The following is a 15,610-nucleotide window of genomic DNA, read 5'->3' on the forward strand; positions in this document are numbered from 1 at the left end:
CGGTTCCCGGACGAAGGTACGTGGGGATGCCCCGCGTGTGTCAGTGCCCGGGCATAGACTTCGACGCTGACCCCCAGACCGTCCGCCGGCCCGTCGCCGAGAGCCGACCCGTCACCCGACCACCGCCCCTCATCGAGGCGCCTCGCGCCACAGCGTTCCATTGTTGGAGGCCACACCGTGTCAAAGCCGCCCTTCACGCACCTGCACGTTCACACCCAGTACTCGCTGCTGGACGGTGCCGCGCGGCTCAAGGACATGTTCAACGCCTGCAACGAGATGGGCATGACGCACATCGCCATGTCCGACCACGGCAACCTGCACGGGGCGTACGACTTCTTCCACTCCGCGAAGAAAGCCGGAGTCACCCCGATCATCGGCATCGAGGCATACGTCGCGCCCGAGTCCCGGCGCAACAAGCGCAAGATCCAGTGGGGCCAGCCGCACCAGAAGCGGGACGACGTCTCCGGTTCCGGCGGCTACACCCACAAGACGATCTGGGCGGCGAACGCGACGGGTCTGCACAACCTCTTCCGGCTCTCCTCGGACGCGTACGCCGAGGGCTGGCTCCAGAAGTGGCCCCGGATGGACAGGGAGACGATCTCCCAGTGGTCCGAGGGGCTGATCGCCTCCACCGGCTGCCCCTCCGGCGAGCTGCAGACCCGCCTTCGCCTCGGCCAGTTCGACGAGGCCCTGAAGGCGGCCGCCGACTACCAGGACATCTTCGGCAAGGACCGCTACTTCCTGGAGCTGATGGACCACGGCATCGAGATCGAGCACCGGGTCCGTGACGGCCTCCTGGAGATCGGTAAGAAGCTCGGCATCCCCCCGCTGGTCACCAACGACTCGCACTACACGTACGCGCACGAGGCGGGCGCCCACGACGCGCTGCTGTGCATCCAGACCGGCAAGAACCTCTCCGACCCGGACCGCTTCAAGTTCGACGGCACCGGCTACTACCTGAAGTCCACGGACGAGATGTACGCCATCGACTCCTCGGACGCCTGGCAGGAGGGCTGCCGCAACACGCTGCTGGTGGCCGAGCAGATCGACACCACCGGCATGTTCGAGGCGAAGAACCTCATGCCGAAGTTCGACATCCCGGACGGCTACACCGAGGTCACCTGGTTCAAGGAGGAGGTCCGCCGCGGCATGGAGCGGCGCTTCCCCGGCGGCATCCCCGAGGACCGCCAGAAGCAGGTCGAGTACGAGATGGACGTCATCATCCAGATGGGGTTCCCGGGCTACTTCCTGGTGGTCGCCGACTTCATCATGTGGGCGAAGAAGAACGGCATCGCGGTCGGTCCCGGGCGTGGCTCAGCGGCCGGCTCGATCGTCGCCTACGCCATGGGCATCACCGACCTCGACCCGATCCCGCACGGTCTGATCTTCGAGCGGTTCCTCAACCCCGAGCGCGTCTCCATGCCCGATGTCGACATCGACTTCGACGAGCGCCGGCGCGTCGAGGTGATCAGGTACGTGACCGAGAAGTACGGCGCCGACAAGGTCGCCATGATCGGCACCTACGGCAAGATCAAGGCGAAGAACGCCATCAAGGACTCCGCGCGCGTGCTGGGTTACCCGTACGCCATGGGCGACCGGCTCACCAAGGCCATGCCCGCCGACGTCCTAGGCAAGGGCATCGACCTCGACGGCATCACCAACCCCTCGCACCCGCGCTACAACGAGGCGGGCGAGATCCGCTCGATGTACGAGAACGAGCCGGACGTCAAGAAGGTCATCGACACCGCCAAGGGCGTCGAGGGCCTGGTCCGGCAGATGGGTGTGCACGCGGCGGGCGTGATCATGTCCAGCGAGCCCATCGTCGACCACGCCCCCATCTGGGTGCGGCACACGGACGGCGTGACCATCACGCAGTGGGACTACCCGCAGTGCGAGTCGCTCGGCCTGCTGAAGATGGACTTCCTCGGCCTGCGCAACCTGACGATCATGGACGACGCCGTCAAGATGGTGAAGTCCAACAAGGGGATCGACCTCGACCTGCTGTCCCTGCCGCTCGACGATCCGAAGACCTTCGAACTCCTCCAGCGCGGCGAGACCCTCGGCGTCTTCCAGTTCGACGGCGGCCCCATGCGCTCCCTGCTGCGCCTGATGAAGCCCGACAACTTCGAGGACATCTCCGCCGTCTCCGCGCTCTACCGTCCCGGCCCGATGGGCATGGACTCGCACACCAACTACGCGCTCCGCAAGAACAAGCTCCAGGAGATCACCCCGATCCACAAGGAGCTCGAGGAGCCGCTCGAAGAGGTCCTGGCCGTCACCTACGGCCTGATCGTCTACCAGGAGCAGGTGCAGAAGGCCGCCCAGATCATCGCCGGGTACTCGCTCGGCGAGGCCGACATCCTCCGCCGCGTGATGGGCAAGAAGAAGCCCGACGAACTGGCGAAGAACTTCACCATCTTCCAGGCCGGCGCCAAGAAGAACGGCTACAGCGACGAGGCGATCCAGGCGCTGTGGGACGTGCTGGTCCCGTTCGCCGGCTACGCCTTCAACAAGGCGCACTCCGCCGCGTACGGCCTGGTCTCGTACTGGACCGCCTACCTGAAGGCGAACCACCCCGCCGAGTACATGGCCGGTCTGCTCACCTCGGTCAAGGACGACAAGGACAAGTCGGCCGTCTACCTCAACGAGTGCCGGCGCATGGGCATCAAGGTGCTCCCGCCGAACGTGAACGAGTCGGTGCACAACTTCGCCGCCCAGGGCGACGACGTGATCCTCTTCGGCCTCGAAGCCGTGCGCAACGTGGGCACGAACGTGGTGGAGTCGATCATCAGGAGCCGCAAGGCCAAGGGCAAGTACGCCTCGTTCCCCGACTATCTCGACAAGGTCGAGGCGGTCGCGTGCAACAAGCGCACCACGGAGTCGCTGATCAAGGCGGGCGCGTTCGACACCCTGGGGCACACCCGCAAGGGCCTCACCGCGCACTTCGAGCCGATGATCGACAACGTGGTCGCGGTCAAGCGCAAGGAGGCCGAGGGCCAGTTCGACCTCTTCGGCGGCATGGGCGAGGAGACCAGCAGCGAGCCCGGCTTCGGACTCGACGTGCAGTTCGCCGAGGACGAGTGGGACAAAACCTATCTGCTTGCCCAGGAGCGGGAGATGCTCGGTCTGTACGTCTCCGACCACCCGCTCTTCGGTCTGGAGCACGTGCTGTCCGACAAGGCCGACGCGGGCATCTCCCAGCTCACCGGCGGTGAGCACGCCGACGGCGCGGTCGTCACCATCGGCGGCATCATCTCGGGCCTGCAGCGCAAGATGACCAAGCAGGGCAACGCCTGGGCGATCGCCACGGTGGAGGACCTCGCGGGTTCCATCGAGTGCATGTTCTTCCCGGCCACCTATCAGCTGGTGTCGACCCAACTGGTCGAGGACGCCGTGGTGTTCGTCAAGGGCCGCCTCGACAAGCGCGAGGACGTGCCCCGGCTCGTCGCCATGGAGCTGATGGTCCCGGACCTGTCCAACGCGGGCACCAACGCGCCGGTGATCCTCACCATCCCGGCCACCAGGGTCACTCCGCCCATGGTCAGCCGGCTCGGCGAGATCCTCAGCCACCACAAGGGCGACAGCGAGGTCCGGATCAAGCTCCAGGGTCCGCGCAAGACCACCGTGCTGCGCCTGGACCGGCACCGGGTCAAGCCCGATCCGGCGCTCTTCGGCGACCTGAAGGTGCTGCTCGGCCCGTCCTGCCTGGCCGGCTGAGCCACGGCGCCGGGCAGCCGAGCCGGAACGCGGCGCGGATGACGAAGGGGCGCACCCTCACCGGGTGCGCCCCTCGTGTGTGCCTGGGCTTCAAATGCCCTTTAGTTGTGGCCGAAGCTCTTCTGCTTCTTACGGGAAACCTCGGAGGGGCTGCCCGCGACGCCCGCCATGGAGGACTCGGGTTCCTCCGCCGCCGGACGCTGAGCGCGTTCCGCTGTGTGCTCGGCCTGCGGAGCGCGGTTCTGCGGGCCACCCTGCTTGCGGTTCTTGTTCTTGGCCATGGTGTGCCTCCTGAGGGGGATCTAGGGGCCAGGGCCGGGATCAGATTCACATACGCTGACATCAGCCGCATGTCGGATAATTACCGTGTGTGACAGGGGAGGTGGCCGAGCGGGCTCCCTGAACGCCACGCCGAAGATCGAGTTCCGGCCGTTAACGCCCGTCCGTTCGGGCAGACTCGAAGGAAGTCCGAAGCAAAGCCTCCCGGGAAGAGGGTGAGTCGCGTGGACCGTTGCATCGTCCTGGTGGACGCCGGGTATCTGCTGGGCGCCGCCGCCAGCCTCCTCGCCGGTGAGCCCTCGCGGTCCCGGATCACCGTCGACCACGCCGCGCTGATCCAGGCCCTGCGCGAACGCGCCGAGTCGGAGACCGAACGCCCGCTGCTGCGCATCTACTGGTTCGACGGCGCCCCCGACCGGGTCCCCCAGCCGGAGCACCGCCGGCTGCGCGTGATGCCCCGGGTCACCGTCCGGCTGGGTGCGCTCACCCGCAGCGACGGACGCTGGGCGCAGAAGGGCGTGGACGCCGCCATGCACGCCGAGCTGACCGAGCTGGCGCGCAACCGCGCCTGTTCCGACATCGTCCTCGTCACCGGCGACGGCGACCTGCTGCCCGGGATGATGGCCGCCAAGGAGCACGGCGTCGCCGTCCACCTGTGGGCCGTCCAGGCCGCCGACGGCGACTACAACCAGTCCGAGGACCTGGTCGCCGAGGCCGACGAGCGGCGGGTGCTGGACCGGGCCTGGATCACCCAGGCGGTCCGCGCCAAGGAGCTGACCGGCGTCTGCGCCCCGCCGCCCGCGCCCCGCCCCGAGATCGCCGCGATCCTCTCCGCACCGCTGCCGGAATCCGCGCTCACCGCGGGCGCCGAGCGCCCCGCCGAGGAGGGTGCCCACCCGGCGGCCGCCGCCGAGCACAGCACCCAGGGACGGGCGGCCGCTCCCAAGGGAGTGCCCACCCCCAAGGATCTCGCCGCGCTGCGCGCACCCGGCGTACAGGCCGTGCAGCACCCGACGACCGCGACCCTCAGATGGTCCTCCGACAAGGGCTGGGTGGACCGGCCGGGAGCGGTCGCCGAGCCGCCCGAGGTCGCCTCCATGCCGACCCTCGCCCAGCTCACCACCGCCGAGCAGCGGTGGGCCGACCGGGAGGAGGACATCACCACCGTCGGCGGCGACCCGTACGAGGTGGGGCAGGTCTTCGCGCGCCGCTGGATCTCCCGGCTCGGCGACCAGAACCATGTGCAGCGGCTGTCCACGATGTACCCGCGCATCCCGCACCGCATCGACGGCGAGCTGCTGCGCTACGCCGCCCGCTTCGGCCTGCTCGCCCACAAGGACGACCAGATCGACGAGCACGACCGTTACGCCATCCGGGCGGGCTTCTGGCGCGAGGTCGACGTCCCGGCGGCCACCGAACAGCACGCGCCCGCCGCCGACTGAACCCCCGTCGCCGCCCCCAAGGACGAGTAAAGGCCCCCGACCCCGTAGTCTCGTCATTTGTGAGTACGCGCGCGGGACAGGCACTTCGGTACGACGAGGCCGTACGCGTGCGTGGGCTCACCAAGACCTATCCGCCCGTGAAGGGGCGGCGCGGGACGCCGGGCACGCCCGAGGTGCGGGCCACCCACGGGGTGGAACTCGAGGTGCGGCGCGGCGAGATCTTCGGGCTGCTCGGGCCGAACGGCGCCGGCAAGTCCACCCTCGTGCGCCAGCTCACCGGGCTGCTGCGGCCGGACGCGGGCAGCGTCGAGATCCTCGGCCACGACATCGTCAGGCACCCCCGGCTGGCCGCCCGGATCCTCGCCTACCTGGGGCAGGAGTCATCCGCCCTGGACGAGCTGACCGTGGCGCTGGCCGCCGAGACCACCGGACGCCTGCGCGGCCTGGACGTACGGCGGGCACGGGCCGAGCGGGACGCCGTGCTCGAGGAGCTCGGCCTCACGCCGATCGCGGGCCGGGCGCTGAAGAAGCTGTCCGGCGGCCAGCGGCGGCTCGCCTGTTTCGCCGCCGCCCTCGTCGGGGAACGGCCGCTGCTCGTCCTCGACGAGCCGACCACCGGGATGGACCCGGTGGCCCGGCGCGCGGTGTGGGCGGCCGTGGACCGGCGGCGGGCCGAGCGCGGCACGACCGTGCTGCTGGTCACCCACAACGTCATCGAGGCGGAGACCGTGCTCGACCGGGTCGCCGTCCTTGACCAGGGCCGGGTCATCGCCTGCGACACCCCCGCCGGGCTGAAGGAACAGGTCTCCGGCGAGGTACGGGTGGAGCTGGTGTGGCGGGAGCGGGCGCCGCTGGACGTGCCGGAGGTCGCCGTACTGCGCGAGCGGGCCACGGAGTCCGGCCGGCGCTGGACGCTCCGGCTCGCGCCCGAGGAGGCCCGGGCCGCGGTCGCCACGGTGACCGGCGGGGCCGCCTTCGCCGCCCTGGACGACTTCACGCTCGCCACGCCCAGCCTGGAGGACGTGTACCTGGCGCTGGGCGGGGCGGCCCGGCAGGGGCTGGTGAAGGCGTGAGCACGCGGGCCGCGGAATGCGTACGGGCGTGCGCGAGGGCCGTAGGGAAGAGGAGCAGCGCGTCGTGAGTGTCGTACCCGCTGAGGTTCTGCCCGGCGGCGCCCGGGCCGTTCCGGAGGCGGCCCGGGGCGCGGCCGAGCTCGGTCCGCCCGCGCGGCTGTGGCCGTCGCTGGTGGCCGTCTACCGGGCGCAGCTCTCCCGGGCCCGGGTGGCCCGTATCCCGCTGCTGTTCGTGGCGACCTTCCAGTCCGTCGGTATCGCCGTGATGATGCGGGGCGTCGTGGACAGCGGCAGCGAGGCCCAGTCCGTGGTCGCCGGGTCCTCGGTGCTGGTCGTCGCGTACGTGGCGCTGAACCTGCTGTCGCAGTACTTCGGGCAACTGCGGGCCAGCGGCGGACTCGACCACTACGCCACGCTGCCGGTGCCGCCGGCGGCGGTGGTGCTGGGCGCGGCGGGGGCGTACGCCTCCTTCACCGTCCCGGGAACGCTGGTGACCGCCGTCTTCGGCTGCGTGCTGTTCGGGCTGCCCCTGTCCAACCTGTGGATCCTGGTCGCCGTGATCCCGCTCGCCGGGGCCGCGCTCGCCGGGCTCGGCGCCGCCTGCGGCCTGCTCGCGCCGCGGCCCGAGCTGGCCGCGCTGCTCGGCCAGCTCGGCATGTCCGCGGCCCTGCTGCTGGGCGTGCTGCCGGCCGACCGGATGCCGGAGATCATCCGTCTCGCCCGGGATCTGCTGCCCTCCACCTACGGCGTGGAGGCATACGCGCGGACCTTCGGGGCACACCCCGACTGGGCCGTCGTCCTGGCTGACCTGGGGGTGTGCGCGGGTGTCGGAGTGGTCTCGCTGGCCGCGGCGACCTGGGCGTACCGCAGGGCGGCCGTCCGGTGACGCGGCTCACGGCACGACCTGGCACGATGTCAGGGTGACCGCACCGCTGACTCCGCCTCCGCCGCCGCACGACGACTCCGCGCACCAGGTCCGGCAGGCCCCGCCTGCCGGTGCTCCGTTCGCGGGCATGTACGAACAGGACGGCCCTGGGATGAAGACCGAAGTGCGGGAGGCCGCGGTGATCACCGTGGCGGTGACCCTGGGCGGGGTGCTGCTCGGACTGCTGTGGTGGTGGCTGGCGCCGCACGTTCCGCTGATCGCCGACCAGGTGGACAAGAGCTGGGTCGTCTACATCAAGGACACCGAGGGCGAGCAGGCGGTCGGCGTGGACGGCGTGTTCACGCTGCTGGGGCTGGCCTTCGGGCTGGTCAGCGCGGTCGTGGTGTTCCTGTGGCGACGGCGTGGCGGCGTGCCGCTCGCGGTGGCGCTGGGCCTCGGCGGACTGCTGGGGTCCTTGCTGGCGTGGCGGCTCGGTGTCTGGCTGGGACCCCAGTCCGATGTCATAGCCCACGCCAAGGCGGTCGGGAAGGGCGTGACCTTCTCGGCCCCGCTGAGGCTCGGGGCGAAGGGCGCGCTGCTGGCCTGGCCCCTGGCCGCCCTGCTGGTCCACCTGGGGCTCACGGCACTGTTCGGACCCCGGGACCCCGAGGAGCCGTACCCGGCGTGATGCGCCGGGCCCCCGTGGGGCCTTCCCGGTGTGATGCGCCGGAGCCTCGTGGGGCCTTTCTCGGTGTGATGCGTAGGAGCCTCGTAGGGTTTTTCGGTTTGTGATGCGCCGGGTCCCCATGGAGCCCCTCCCGGCGTGATGCGCCGGAGCCTCGTGGGGCCTTTCCCGGCGTGATGCGCCGGAGCCCCGAGGAGCCGTACCCCAGCTCGACGTGCCGGAGCCCCGAGGAGCCGTACCCCGGCCCGACGTGCCGGAGCCGCCCGGCCTGATCAGTCCCGGCCGATCGGTGCCAGCACCGCTTCCGTGAGCGCGGCCAGGTCCGCCGGCGCGAGTTCGACCTCCAGGCCCCTGCGGCCCGCCGAGACGCAGATGCTGTCGTGGGCTCCGGCCGAGTCGTCCAGGACCGTGCGGAGCCGCTTGCGCTGGCCCAGCGGGGAGATGCCGCCCCGGACATAGCCGGTGGTGCGCTCGGCGAGGGCCGGGTCCGCCATGGCCGCCCGCTTGCCGCCCACCGCCGCCGCCAGCGCCTTCAGGTTCAGCGTGCCGGAGACCGGGACCACCGCCACCGTGAGTGCGCCGTCGACGTCGGCCACCAGCGTCTTGAAGACCCGGTCCGGTGAGACACCCATCGCCTCCGCCGCCTCCTCGCCGTACGAGGGGTGTGCCGGGTCGTGGTCGTAGGCGTGGACGGTGTGGTCCACGCCCGCCGCGGTCAGCGCCACGGTCGCGGGTGTGCCGCCGGACTGCTGCTTCTTTGACTTCTTCGCCATCGGGGTGCCGGACCTCGGATCGGTTCGCTCAGTTCATGCTGGTCGGCGTCCGCGTCAGCTCGAACGCGGGCAGGGACGGCAGACTACGGATGATCGCCGCCTCCGAGCGAAGGAGTTTCAGCTCGTCCCGGAGCCGGGAGGCGGTGTCCGGGGCCTGGAGCAGCCGCTGCTTCGTCGGCGTGTCCAGCACCATGGCGGCGGCCACCAGGTAGGAGACCACCGAGGGGTCGTCGGGAAGCTCCGTGCCCGCCAGCGAGCGCTCACGGGCGCCCGCCAGGCGCTTCTGGTACTGGCGGAACGAGCGCAGGACACCCTCGGCCAGCGCGCCCGCCTCGTCGCCGGGCTCCTCCGTGAGCTCCTCCAGCTCCGCCGTCAGGAACGGGCCCGACGCCTCCACGGAGAGCAGCCGCACCCGGGTCGTCCCGGTCGCGAGCACCTCGAACGTGCCGTTCTCGCGCTCCCGGATGGTCGCCGCGTCCGCCACACAGCCCACGCCGTGGAGCGACTTGAGGGGGTCCGGGCCGAAGCCGGCGGCCGGGCCCCGCTCGGGCTGTGCCGTCGGATCCGGCATGCCCGGAGCGCTCGGTGCCACCTCGTGGCCGTCACGGATCGCCACCGCGGCGAACCGGCGCGGCTCGTCCTCGGGGGTCTTCAACAGCTCGCGCATCATGGCGCGATACCGCTCCTCGAAGATGTTCAGGGGCAGGACGAGCCCCGGGAACAGTACCGAGTTCAGCGGGAACAGGGGCAGACGGACGGTGGTCACGGCGACCCAGCCTAATGGTCGGCGGCGGGCGCTCGACCGCGGTGCCCGCTCAGCGGCCGCGGCGGCGTCTTCACCAGCCCGGAGAGGAGGGCGGGGGGAGTGGGCTCGAGCAGCCCCTCGCGCAGCCGCAGGAACCGGCCGAGCGGGTCGTCGGAGAACCGCTCCCAGGGGAACGAGGTGGCGTACGGGCCGATCAGGCCGAGCTGGGCGCGCGCGTCCTCCCACCGGCCCAGCCGGACGAGGAGGTACAGCAGCTTGTTGCGGATCCGGGCCGGCCCCGGGGTGGCGGCCGGGAAGCGGGCGGAGAGCGACACCGCCCGGTCGGTGGCCGCGTCCAGCCGCTCGCGCGGCACCTCGGGCCCGCAGTCGTCGGTCAGATAGCCGAAGGCCGCCCGGGCCGGCAGCGCCTGCACCAGCGAGCCGTCCGGGGCGTCCTGCGCGGCCAGGTCGGCGAAGTCGAAGCACTCGCGGTGCGAGCCGTGCCAGAAGGTCCCCAGATACCGCAGGGCGGCCACATGGCAGCCGTAGTGGTGCGGTGCCCGCCGGATCGCCGCCTCCCACAGCTCCTCGAAGTAGCGGTGGCCGGCCCGGGAGCCGCGCGCGTGGTCGAGGGCGATCCGCCAGGGCACCGGGTCGCGGTCGTCGGCGCGGGCGGCGGCCGTGATCAGCGGGCTCACCTCGCGCAGCAGCTCCGCGCGGGCCGGTGAGGGCCAGGCGCGGTCCACCGCGAGCTGGGCCCCGACCAGTGCGACGTCGGGGTCGCCGGGGGTGGCCGCGCGCCAGGCCTCGAACCACTCGGGGCGGGAGCGGGCGAAGGCCGCGAGCCGCCTCGTGTAGCGGTCTCGGTCCTCCCACTGGCCTGCCGCGCGCGTGGTGGCGAGCAGGGCGGAGGCGGCGCCGTACTCGCCCCGGCCGGCCGCGACCAGCGCGGGCGAGAGGTGGTCGTCGGGCGCGTCGAGGACGGCCTCGAAGCCGCCCTGGGGCGGGGCGGCGGGGTACGAGGCATGTCGTGTCGTCCGGGTGGGGCGGAGGAACGCCGGCAGCAGAGCCATGGTGTCGACCATTGAAAGACCGCAGGTCGGGGGAGCGCCAGAGGGTCCGGCCAAGTCATGAAAGGTTGTACGACATAAGGTCAAGGACGGGCAAAGGGTGACGCTTCAACTATTGTGATGTACCTGTCCGTGAGCCGTGAGCCGTCGGTCGCCCGTAGTCAGCTCAGCTCCGCCGCAGCAGCCGGGTCGCCCCCGCCGCCACGGTGGTCGCGAGTATCCAGCCCATGATGATCATCATCGCGGCCAGCCACTGCCAGCCGCCGCGCAGCTGCCACTGGCCGACCTGGCCCAGGTCGATCACCGGCAGCAACAGGTCCAGCGTGAACAGGGCGGGGCTCCAGGACAGATGCTCGCCGGAGTCCACCGGCGGATGCGCGGCGTGCGCGAAGGCGAGCGTGCCCGCCGCCCACAGCACCGCCATCCACACCGCCGCCCGGCCCGGTCGGTAACCGTAGGCCACGGCCCAGTCCTGCACGAAGCCCCAGACCTTGCCCGCAGGCGGCAGCGTCTCGCGGCGCCGGCGCTGCTTGGCGAGCAGCACCTCGCGCGCGTCCTCGTCCTCCCCGGCCGCGCGCAGCACCGCGGCCAGCCGCTCGTACGGCTCCGGGTTGTACTCGGCGGTCGCCGCCGCCACCCAGTCGAGCCGCCGGGTCAGCGGGAACGGGCCGCGCGGGACCAGGCTCTCGTAGGTGAAGCCGCCCATGTGCAGGTTGCCCGGGCCCGGCCAGCTCCCCGCGCGGTCCACCAGGTTGACGACCCGCGCGCCGGACAGCTTCACCTGCCCGCGCTGCGGCCGGTCGCCCAGGAAACGCAGCTCAGGCGTCTGCACCCGGCGCAGCGACAGATCCTGGTCGTCGGTGAGGACGAACCGGGCCCGCTCCAGGTCCACGGCGTCCCCGAACCGGCCGTCGTCCAGCCGTACCCCGCCCTGGCACTCGAAGCGCTGGATCCGCGTCCCGCGCGCGGGGGTCGTCCCGCTCAGCAGCGGATTGCCCACGCCGGCCGGGGTCAGGTACAGCGTGCGCTCCACCGTCAGCTGGGGGGCGTTCAGGGCGAGGCGCGTGTACGGATTGGCCAGTTTCGCCCCTCGCAGGCTCAGCGAGCCCCCGACCTGGGCGCCGCGCAGGCTCAGCTCGCCGTGCGACTCCAGCAGCTCCGCCTGCAGATCCTGGCCGACGCTCATGCCGTCCGCGACGATCGAGCGGCCGCTGCGGTCCCGGTGGACGACCGCCTGGTTCAGCAGCAGGTCCGTCCCGATGTGCGCGTCGGTCAGCCGCACCCCGTTCTGGAAGCGGCAGCGCGGCAGGTGGAGGTCGCCCTCGGTGGTGACCCGGGCCGCCTCCAGCCGGGGCAGCGCGCAGTTCACCAGGCGCACGGTCGTGAAGCGGGCCTCGGGAAGCAGGACCTGGTCGTCGAAACGGCAGCCGCGCATCTCCACGTACGGCGTGACCGTCCCGCCCGCCAGCTCCAGCGTGCCGGTGATCCGTACACCGGCCAGCTTGAGCGCGGACACCCGCCCCGCGAGCGCGGGCGGCCCGTCCAGCAGCAGCCAGCAGACGATGCGCGCCCTGACACTCCGCTCCGGGCCCCAGGGATGCCCGCCGTGCGGATCGTCCACCACTGCGTCCCCGCTGCTCAGGTCGTACACGCTGCCGTTGCGGAAGGCCTGCCACATGCCGGCCTCGGCCGCCGTCAGGCCCTCCGGCAGATCTCCGGCGTTGCTGCCGGCCCCCTCGGTCACCGCTCTTTCCTTCTTCCTCGACCACTCACAAATCGTCCGCCTCGTACACCCGTTCATGCCCGCTGAGTGACGCCCGGCACACTAGACGTGAAGGTGATCTTCCACGTTCCGGCCACGTTCTGTATCAGCCATTGATACGCGCGGACGGCTACGGACGCGGGTCTGAGAGAATTGAGTACGTGATCTCCCGAATCGATCTGCGCGGCGACGCCCTCCCCGAGGGCCCCGCCCTGCGCGACCTGCTGCCCCGAGCCGACTTCGACGTCTCGGCCGCCCTGGAGAAGGTGCGTCCGATCTGCGAGGCCGTGCATCATCGTGGCGACGCGGCGCTGATCGACTTCGCCGAGAAGTTCGACGGAGTACGGCTGGAATCCGTCCGTGTTCCGGCGCGGGCGCTGACCGACGCGCTCGAGGCCCTCGACCCGGCCGTGCGCGCCGCCCTGGAGGAGTCCATCCGCCGGGCCCGTCTGGTCCACCGCGCACAGCGCCGTACGACACACACGACCCAGGTCGTGCCCGGCGGCTCCGTGACCGAGAAGTGGGTGCCGGTCGAGCGGGTCGGGCTGTACGCGCCCGGCGGCCGGTCCGTCTACCCCTCGTCCGTGATCATGAACGTGGTCCCGGCGCAGGAGGCCGGGGTCGAGTCGATCGCGCTCGCCTCCCCGGCGCAGGCCCCCGCTTTCGAGAACGATCCGGCCGGCGGACTGCCGCACCCGACGATCCTCGCCGCGTGCGCGCTGCTCGGCGTGGACGAGGTCTACGCGGCCGGCGGCGCCACCGCCGTCGCGATGTTCGCGTACGGCACCGAGTCCTGCGCGCCCGCCAACATGGTCACCGGCCCCGGCAACATCTGGGTGGCCGCGGCCAAGCGCTACTTCACCGGCAAGATCGGCATCGACACCGAGGCCGGTCCCACCGAGATCGCGATCCTCGCGGACGACACCGCCGACCCGGCGCACGTCGCCTCGGACCTGATCAGCCAGGCCGAGCACGACCCGCTCGCGGCGGCCGTGCTGGTCACCGACTCCACCGAGCTGGCCGACGCGGTGGCGAAGGAGCTGGAGCCGCAGGTGGCGGCCACCAGGCACATCGAGGACCGCATCCGCCCGGCCCTGGCCGGCAAGCAGTCCGCGATCGTGCTCGTGGACGGCGTCGAGGAGGGCCTGAGGGTGGTCGACGCGTACGGCGCCGAGCACCTGGAGATCCAGACCGCCGACGCCACCGCGCTCGCCGACCGGGTGAAGAACGCCGGCGCGATCTTCGTCGGCCCCTGGGCGCCCGTCTCGCTCGGCGACTACGCGGCCGGGTCCAACCACGTCCTGCCCACCGGCGGCTGCGCCTGCCACTCCTCCGGCCTGTCCGTCCAGTCCTTCCTGCGCGGCATCCACATCGTCGACTACACGAAGGACGCGCTGGCCGAGGTCGCGCACCACGTGGTCACGCTGGCGGAGGCGGAGGACCTGCCGGCGCACGGCGCGGCGATCAAGGCGAGGTTCGGCTGGAAGGTACCCGAGAGCAAGTGACCGGCATCGACGATCTGCCCGTACGGGACGAGCTGCGCGGCAAGTCCCCCTACGGCGCGCCCCAGTTGGACGTCCCCGTACGGCTGAACACCAACGAGAACCCCTACCCGCTGCCCGAGCCGCTGGTCCAGCGGATCGTGGAGCGGGTCCGGGAGGCCGCCCGCGACCTGAACCGCTACCCCGACCGGGACGCGGTCCAGCTCCGCACCGAGCTGGCCAAGTACCTGACGAACACCGGGAAGCACCCGCTCGGCATCGAGAACGTCTGGGCGGCCAACGGCTCCAACGAGGTCATCCAGCAACTGCTGCAGACCTTCGGCGGACCGGGCCGCACGGCCATCGGCTTCGAGCCGTCGTACTCGATGCACTCGCTCATCGCGCGCGGCACGGGCACCGGCTGGATCTCCGGACCCCGCGGCGAGGACTTCACGATCGACCTCGCCACCGCCCGGCGCGCGATCGCCGAGCACCGGCCCGACGTCGTGTTCGTCACCACCCCCAACAACCCCACCGGCAACGCCGTTCCGCCGGAGACGGTTCTCGGGCTGTACGAGGCGGCCCAGGCGGCCAAGCCGTCCATGGTGATCGTGGACGAGGCCTACGTCGAGTTCAGCCACGGCGATTCGCTGCTGCCGCTGCTGGAAGGCCGGCCTCACCTGGTCATCTCGCGCACCATGTCGAAGGCGTTCGGCGCCGCGGGACTGCGTCTCGGCTACCTCGCCGCCGACCCGGCGGTCGTCGACGCCGTACAGCTCGTACGGCTGCCGTACCACCTGTCGGCCATCACCCAGGCGACCGCCCTGGCCGCCCTGGAGCACACCGACACCCTGCTGGGCTACGTCGAGCAGCTCAAGTCCGAGCGGGACCGCCTGGTCGCCGAGCTGCGCGCGATCGGCTTCGAGGTGATCGAGTCCGACGCGAACTTCGTGCAGTTCGGCCGGTTCGACAGCGCCCACGAGGCGTGGCGGAAGATCCTCGACCGGGGCGTACTGGTCCGGGACAACGGTGTGCCGGGGTGGCTGCGGGTGTCCGCCGGCACCCCGGAGGAGAACGACGCGTTCCTCGACGCGGTCCGTGAGTTGCAGAAGGAGTCCCAGTCATGAGCCGCGTCGGACGCGTGGAGCGCACCACCAAGGAGACCTCGGTACTGGTCGAGATCGACCTCGACGGCACCGGCAGGACCGACATCGCCACCGGCGTCGGCTTCTACGACCACATGCTCGACCAGCTCGGCCGCCACGGTCTGTTCGACCTGACCGTGAAGACCGACGGCGACCTGCACATCGACTCCCACCACACCATCGAGGACACCGCCCTCGCGCTCGGCGCCGCCTTCAAGCAGGCCCTCGGCGACAAGGTGGGCATCTACCGCTTCGGCAACTGCACGGTCCCGCTGGACGAGTCCCTCGCCCAGGTCACCGTCGACCTGTCCGGCCGCCCCTACCTCGTGCACACCGAGCCCGAGAACATGGCGCCGATGATCGGCGAGTACGACACCACGATGACCCGGCACATCCTGGAGTCCTTCGTCGCCCAGGCACAGATCGCCCTGCACGTGCACGTGCCCTACGGGCGCAACGCGCACCACATCGTGGAGTGCCAGTTCAAGGCGCTCGCCCGGGCGCTCCGCTACGCCTCCGAGCGCGACCCGCGCGCGGCCGGCATCCTCCCGTCGACGAAGGGCGCGCTGTAAC

The 15,610-nt window shown here is 71.4% G+C and carries 13 protein-coding genes; 8 read left to right on the forward strand and 5 right to left on the reverse strand.

Annotated features, from left to right (window positions below; translation table 11 throughout):
* Positions 1-177: 177 nt before the first annotated feature.
* Positions 178-3,717 (forward strand): DNA polymerase III subunit alpha, encoded by a 3,540-nt coding sequence (gene dnaE / locus ACFVVO_RS21240; protein WP_390056979.1) that lies wholly within the window; start codon positions 178-180, stop codon positions 3,715-3,717.
* A 101-nt stretch (positions 3,718-3,818) separates the two neighbouring features.
* Here the strand turns inward: dnaE and ACFVVO_RS21245 are convergent, their stop codons facing one another.
* The gene (locus ACFVVO_RS21245; RefSeq protein WP_390056980.1) at positions 3,819-3,998 is read right to left on the reverse strand and encodes a hypothetical protein; all 180 of its coding nucleotides are present in this window, start codon (positions 3,996-3,998) and stop codon (positions 3,819-3,821) included.
* Positions 3,999-4,220: 222 nt separating this feature from the next.
* On the opposite strand from ACFVVO_RS21245, the gene ACFVVO_RS21250 reads away from it, so the two are divergent.
* From ACFVVO_RS21250 to ACFVVO_RS21265, 4 genes are all read left to right on the forward strand, one after another.
* Complete coding sequence (locus ACFVVO_RS21250) at positions 4,221-5,438, forward strand: NYN domain-containing protein (RefSeq protein ID WP_390056982.1); 1,218 nt, start codon at positions 4,221-4,223, stop codon at positions 5,436-5,438.
* Positions 5,439-5,497: 59 nt separating this feature from the next.
* Positions 5,498-6,511 (forward strand): ABC transporter ATP-binding protein, encoded by a 1,014-nt coding sequence (locus tag ACFVVO_RS21255; protein ID WP_390056984.1) that lies wholly within the window; start codon positions 5,498-5,500, stop codon positions 6,509-6,511.
* 64 nt (positions 6,512-6,575) lie between these two features.
* Positions 6,576-7,397, forward strand: a complete 822-nt coding sequence (locus ACFVVO_RS21260) for an ABC transporter permease (RefSeq protein ID WP_390056986.1) — start codon at positions 6,576-6,578, stop codon at positions 7,395-7,397.
* A 34-nt stretch (positions 7,398-7,431) separates the two neighbouring features.
* Positions 7,432-8,064 (forward strand): AAA family ATPase, encoded by a 633-nt coding sequence (locus ACFVVO_RS21265; RefSeq protein WP_390056988.1) that lies wholly within the window; start codon positions 7,432-7,434, stop codon positions 8,062-8,064.
* A 269-nt stretch (positions 8,065-8,333) separates the two neighbouring features.
* Here the strand turns inward: ACFVVO_RS21265 and ybaK are convergent, their stop codons facing one another.
* From ybaK to ACFVVO_RS21285, 4 genes are all read right to left on the reverse strand, one after another.
* A complete protein-coding gene (gene ybaK / locus ACFVVO_RS21270; RefSeq protein ID WP_390056990.1) occupies positions 8,334-8,834 on the reverse strand; it encodes a Cys-tRNA(Pro) deacylase in 501 nt (166 codons plus the stop codon).
* 28 nt (positions 8,835-8,862) lie between these two features.
* Positions 8,863-9,600, reverse strand: a complete 738-nt coding sequence (locus ACFVVO_RS21275; RefSeq protein ID WP_390056992.1) for an LON peptidase substrate-binding domain-containing protein — start codon at positions 9,598-9,600, stop codon at positions 8,863-8,865.
* An 11-nt stretch (positions 9,601-9,611) separates the two neighbouring features.
* Positions 9,612-10,664 (reverse strand): hypothetical protein, encoded by a 1,053-nt coding sequence (locus ACFVVO_RS21280; protein ID WP_390056994.1) that lies wholly within the window; start codon positions 10,662-10,664, stop codon positions 9,612-9,614.
* Between the two features lie 151 nt (positions 10,665-10,815).
* On the reverse strand, positions 10,816-12,393 hold the full coding sequence (locus ACFVVO_RS21285; protein ID WP_390056996.1) for an oxidoreductase: 1,578 nt from the start codon (positions 12,391-12,393) through the stop codon (positions 10,816-10,818).
* 179 nt (positions 12,394-12,572) lie between these two features.
* Here ACFVVO_RS21285 and hisD point away from each other — a divergent pair, with 179 nt between their 5' ends.
* From hisD to hisB, 3 genes are read left to right on the forward strand one after another with little or no spacing between them, the layout of a single operon-like run.
* The gene (gene hisD / locus ACFVVO_RS21290; protein ID WP_390056998.1) at positions 12,573-13,916 is read left to right on the forward strand and encodes a histidinol dehydrogenase; all 1,344 of its coding nucleotides are present in this window, start codon (positions 12,573-12,575) and stop codon (positions 13,914-13,916) included.
* Positions 13,913-15,019 carry a histidinol-phosphate transaminase gene (locus tag ACFVVO_RS21295; protein WP_390057000.1) on the forward strand — a complete coding sequence of 369 codons (1,107 nt, stop codon included), beginning with the start codon at positions 13,913-13,915 and terminating at the stop codon, positions 15,017-15,019. Before hisD ends, ACFVVO_RS21295 begins: the two co-directional genes overlap by 4 nt.
* A complete protein-coding gene (gene hisB, locus ACFVVO_RS21300; protein ID WP_030783530.1) occupies positions 15,016-15,609 on the forward strand; it encodes an imidazoleglycerol-phosphate dehydratase HisB in 594 nt (197 codons plus the stop codon). The genes ACFVVO_RS21295 and hisB overlap by 4 nt, the downstream gene beginning before the upstream one ends.
* The last annotated feature ends 1 nt before the right edge of the window (position 15,610 follow it).

The sequence above is a fragment of the Streptomyces sp. NPDC058145 genome (assembly GCF_042884245.1).
Lineage (GTDB): Bacteria > Actinomycetota > Actinomycetes > Streptomycetales > Streptomycetaceae > Streptomyces.

Coding starts and splice junctions, on each gene's coding strand:
- ACFVVO_RS21245 (WP_390056980.1), bottom strand. CDS start 3,998: ATGGCCAAGAACAAGAACCGCAAGCAGGGTGGCCCGCAGAACCGCGCT.
- ybaK (WP_390056990.1), bottom strand. CDS start 8,834: ATGGCGAAGAAGTCAAAGAAGCAGCAGTCCGGCGGCACACCCGCGACC.
- ACFVVO_RS21280 (WP_390056994.1), bottom strand. CDS start 10,664: ATGGTCGACACCATGGCTCTGCTGCCGGCGTTCCTCCGCCCCACCCGG.
- hisB (WP_030783530.1), top strand. CDS start 15,016: ATGAGCCGCGTCGGACGCGTGGAGCGCACCACCAAGGAGACCTCGGTA.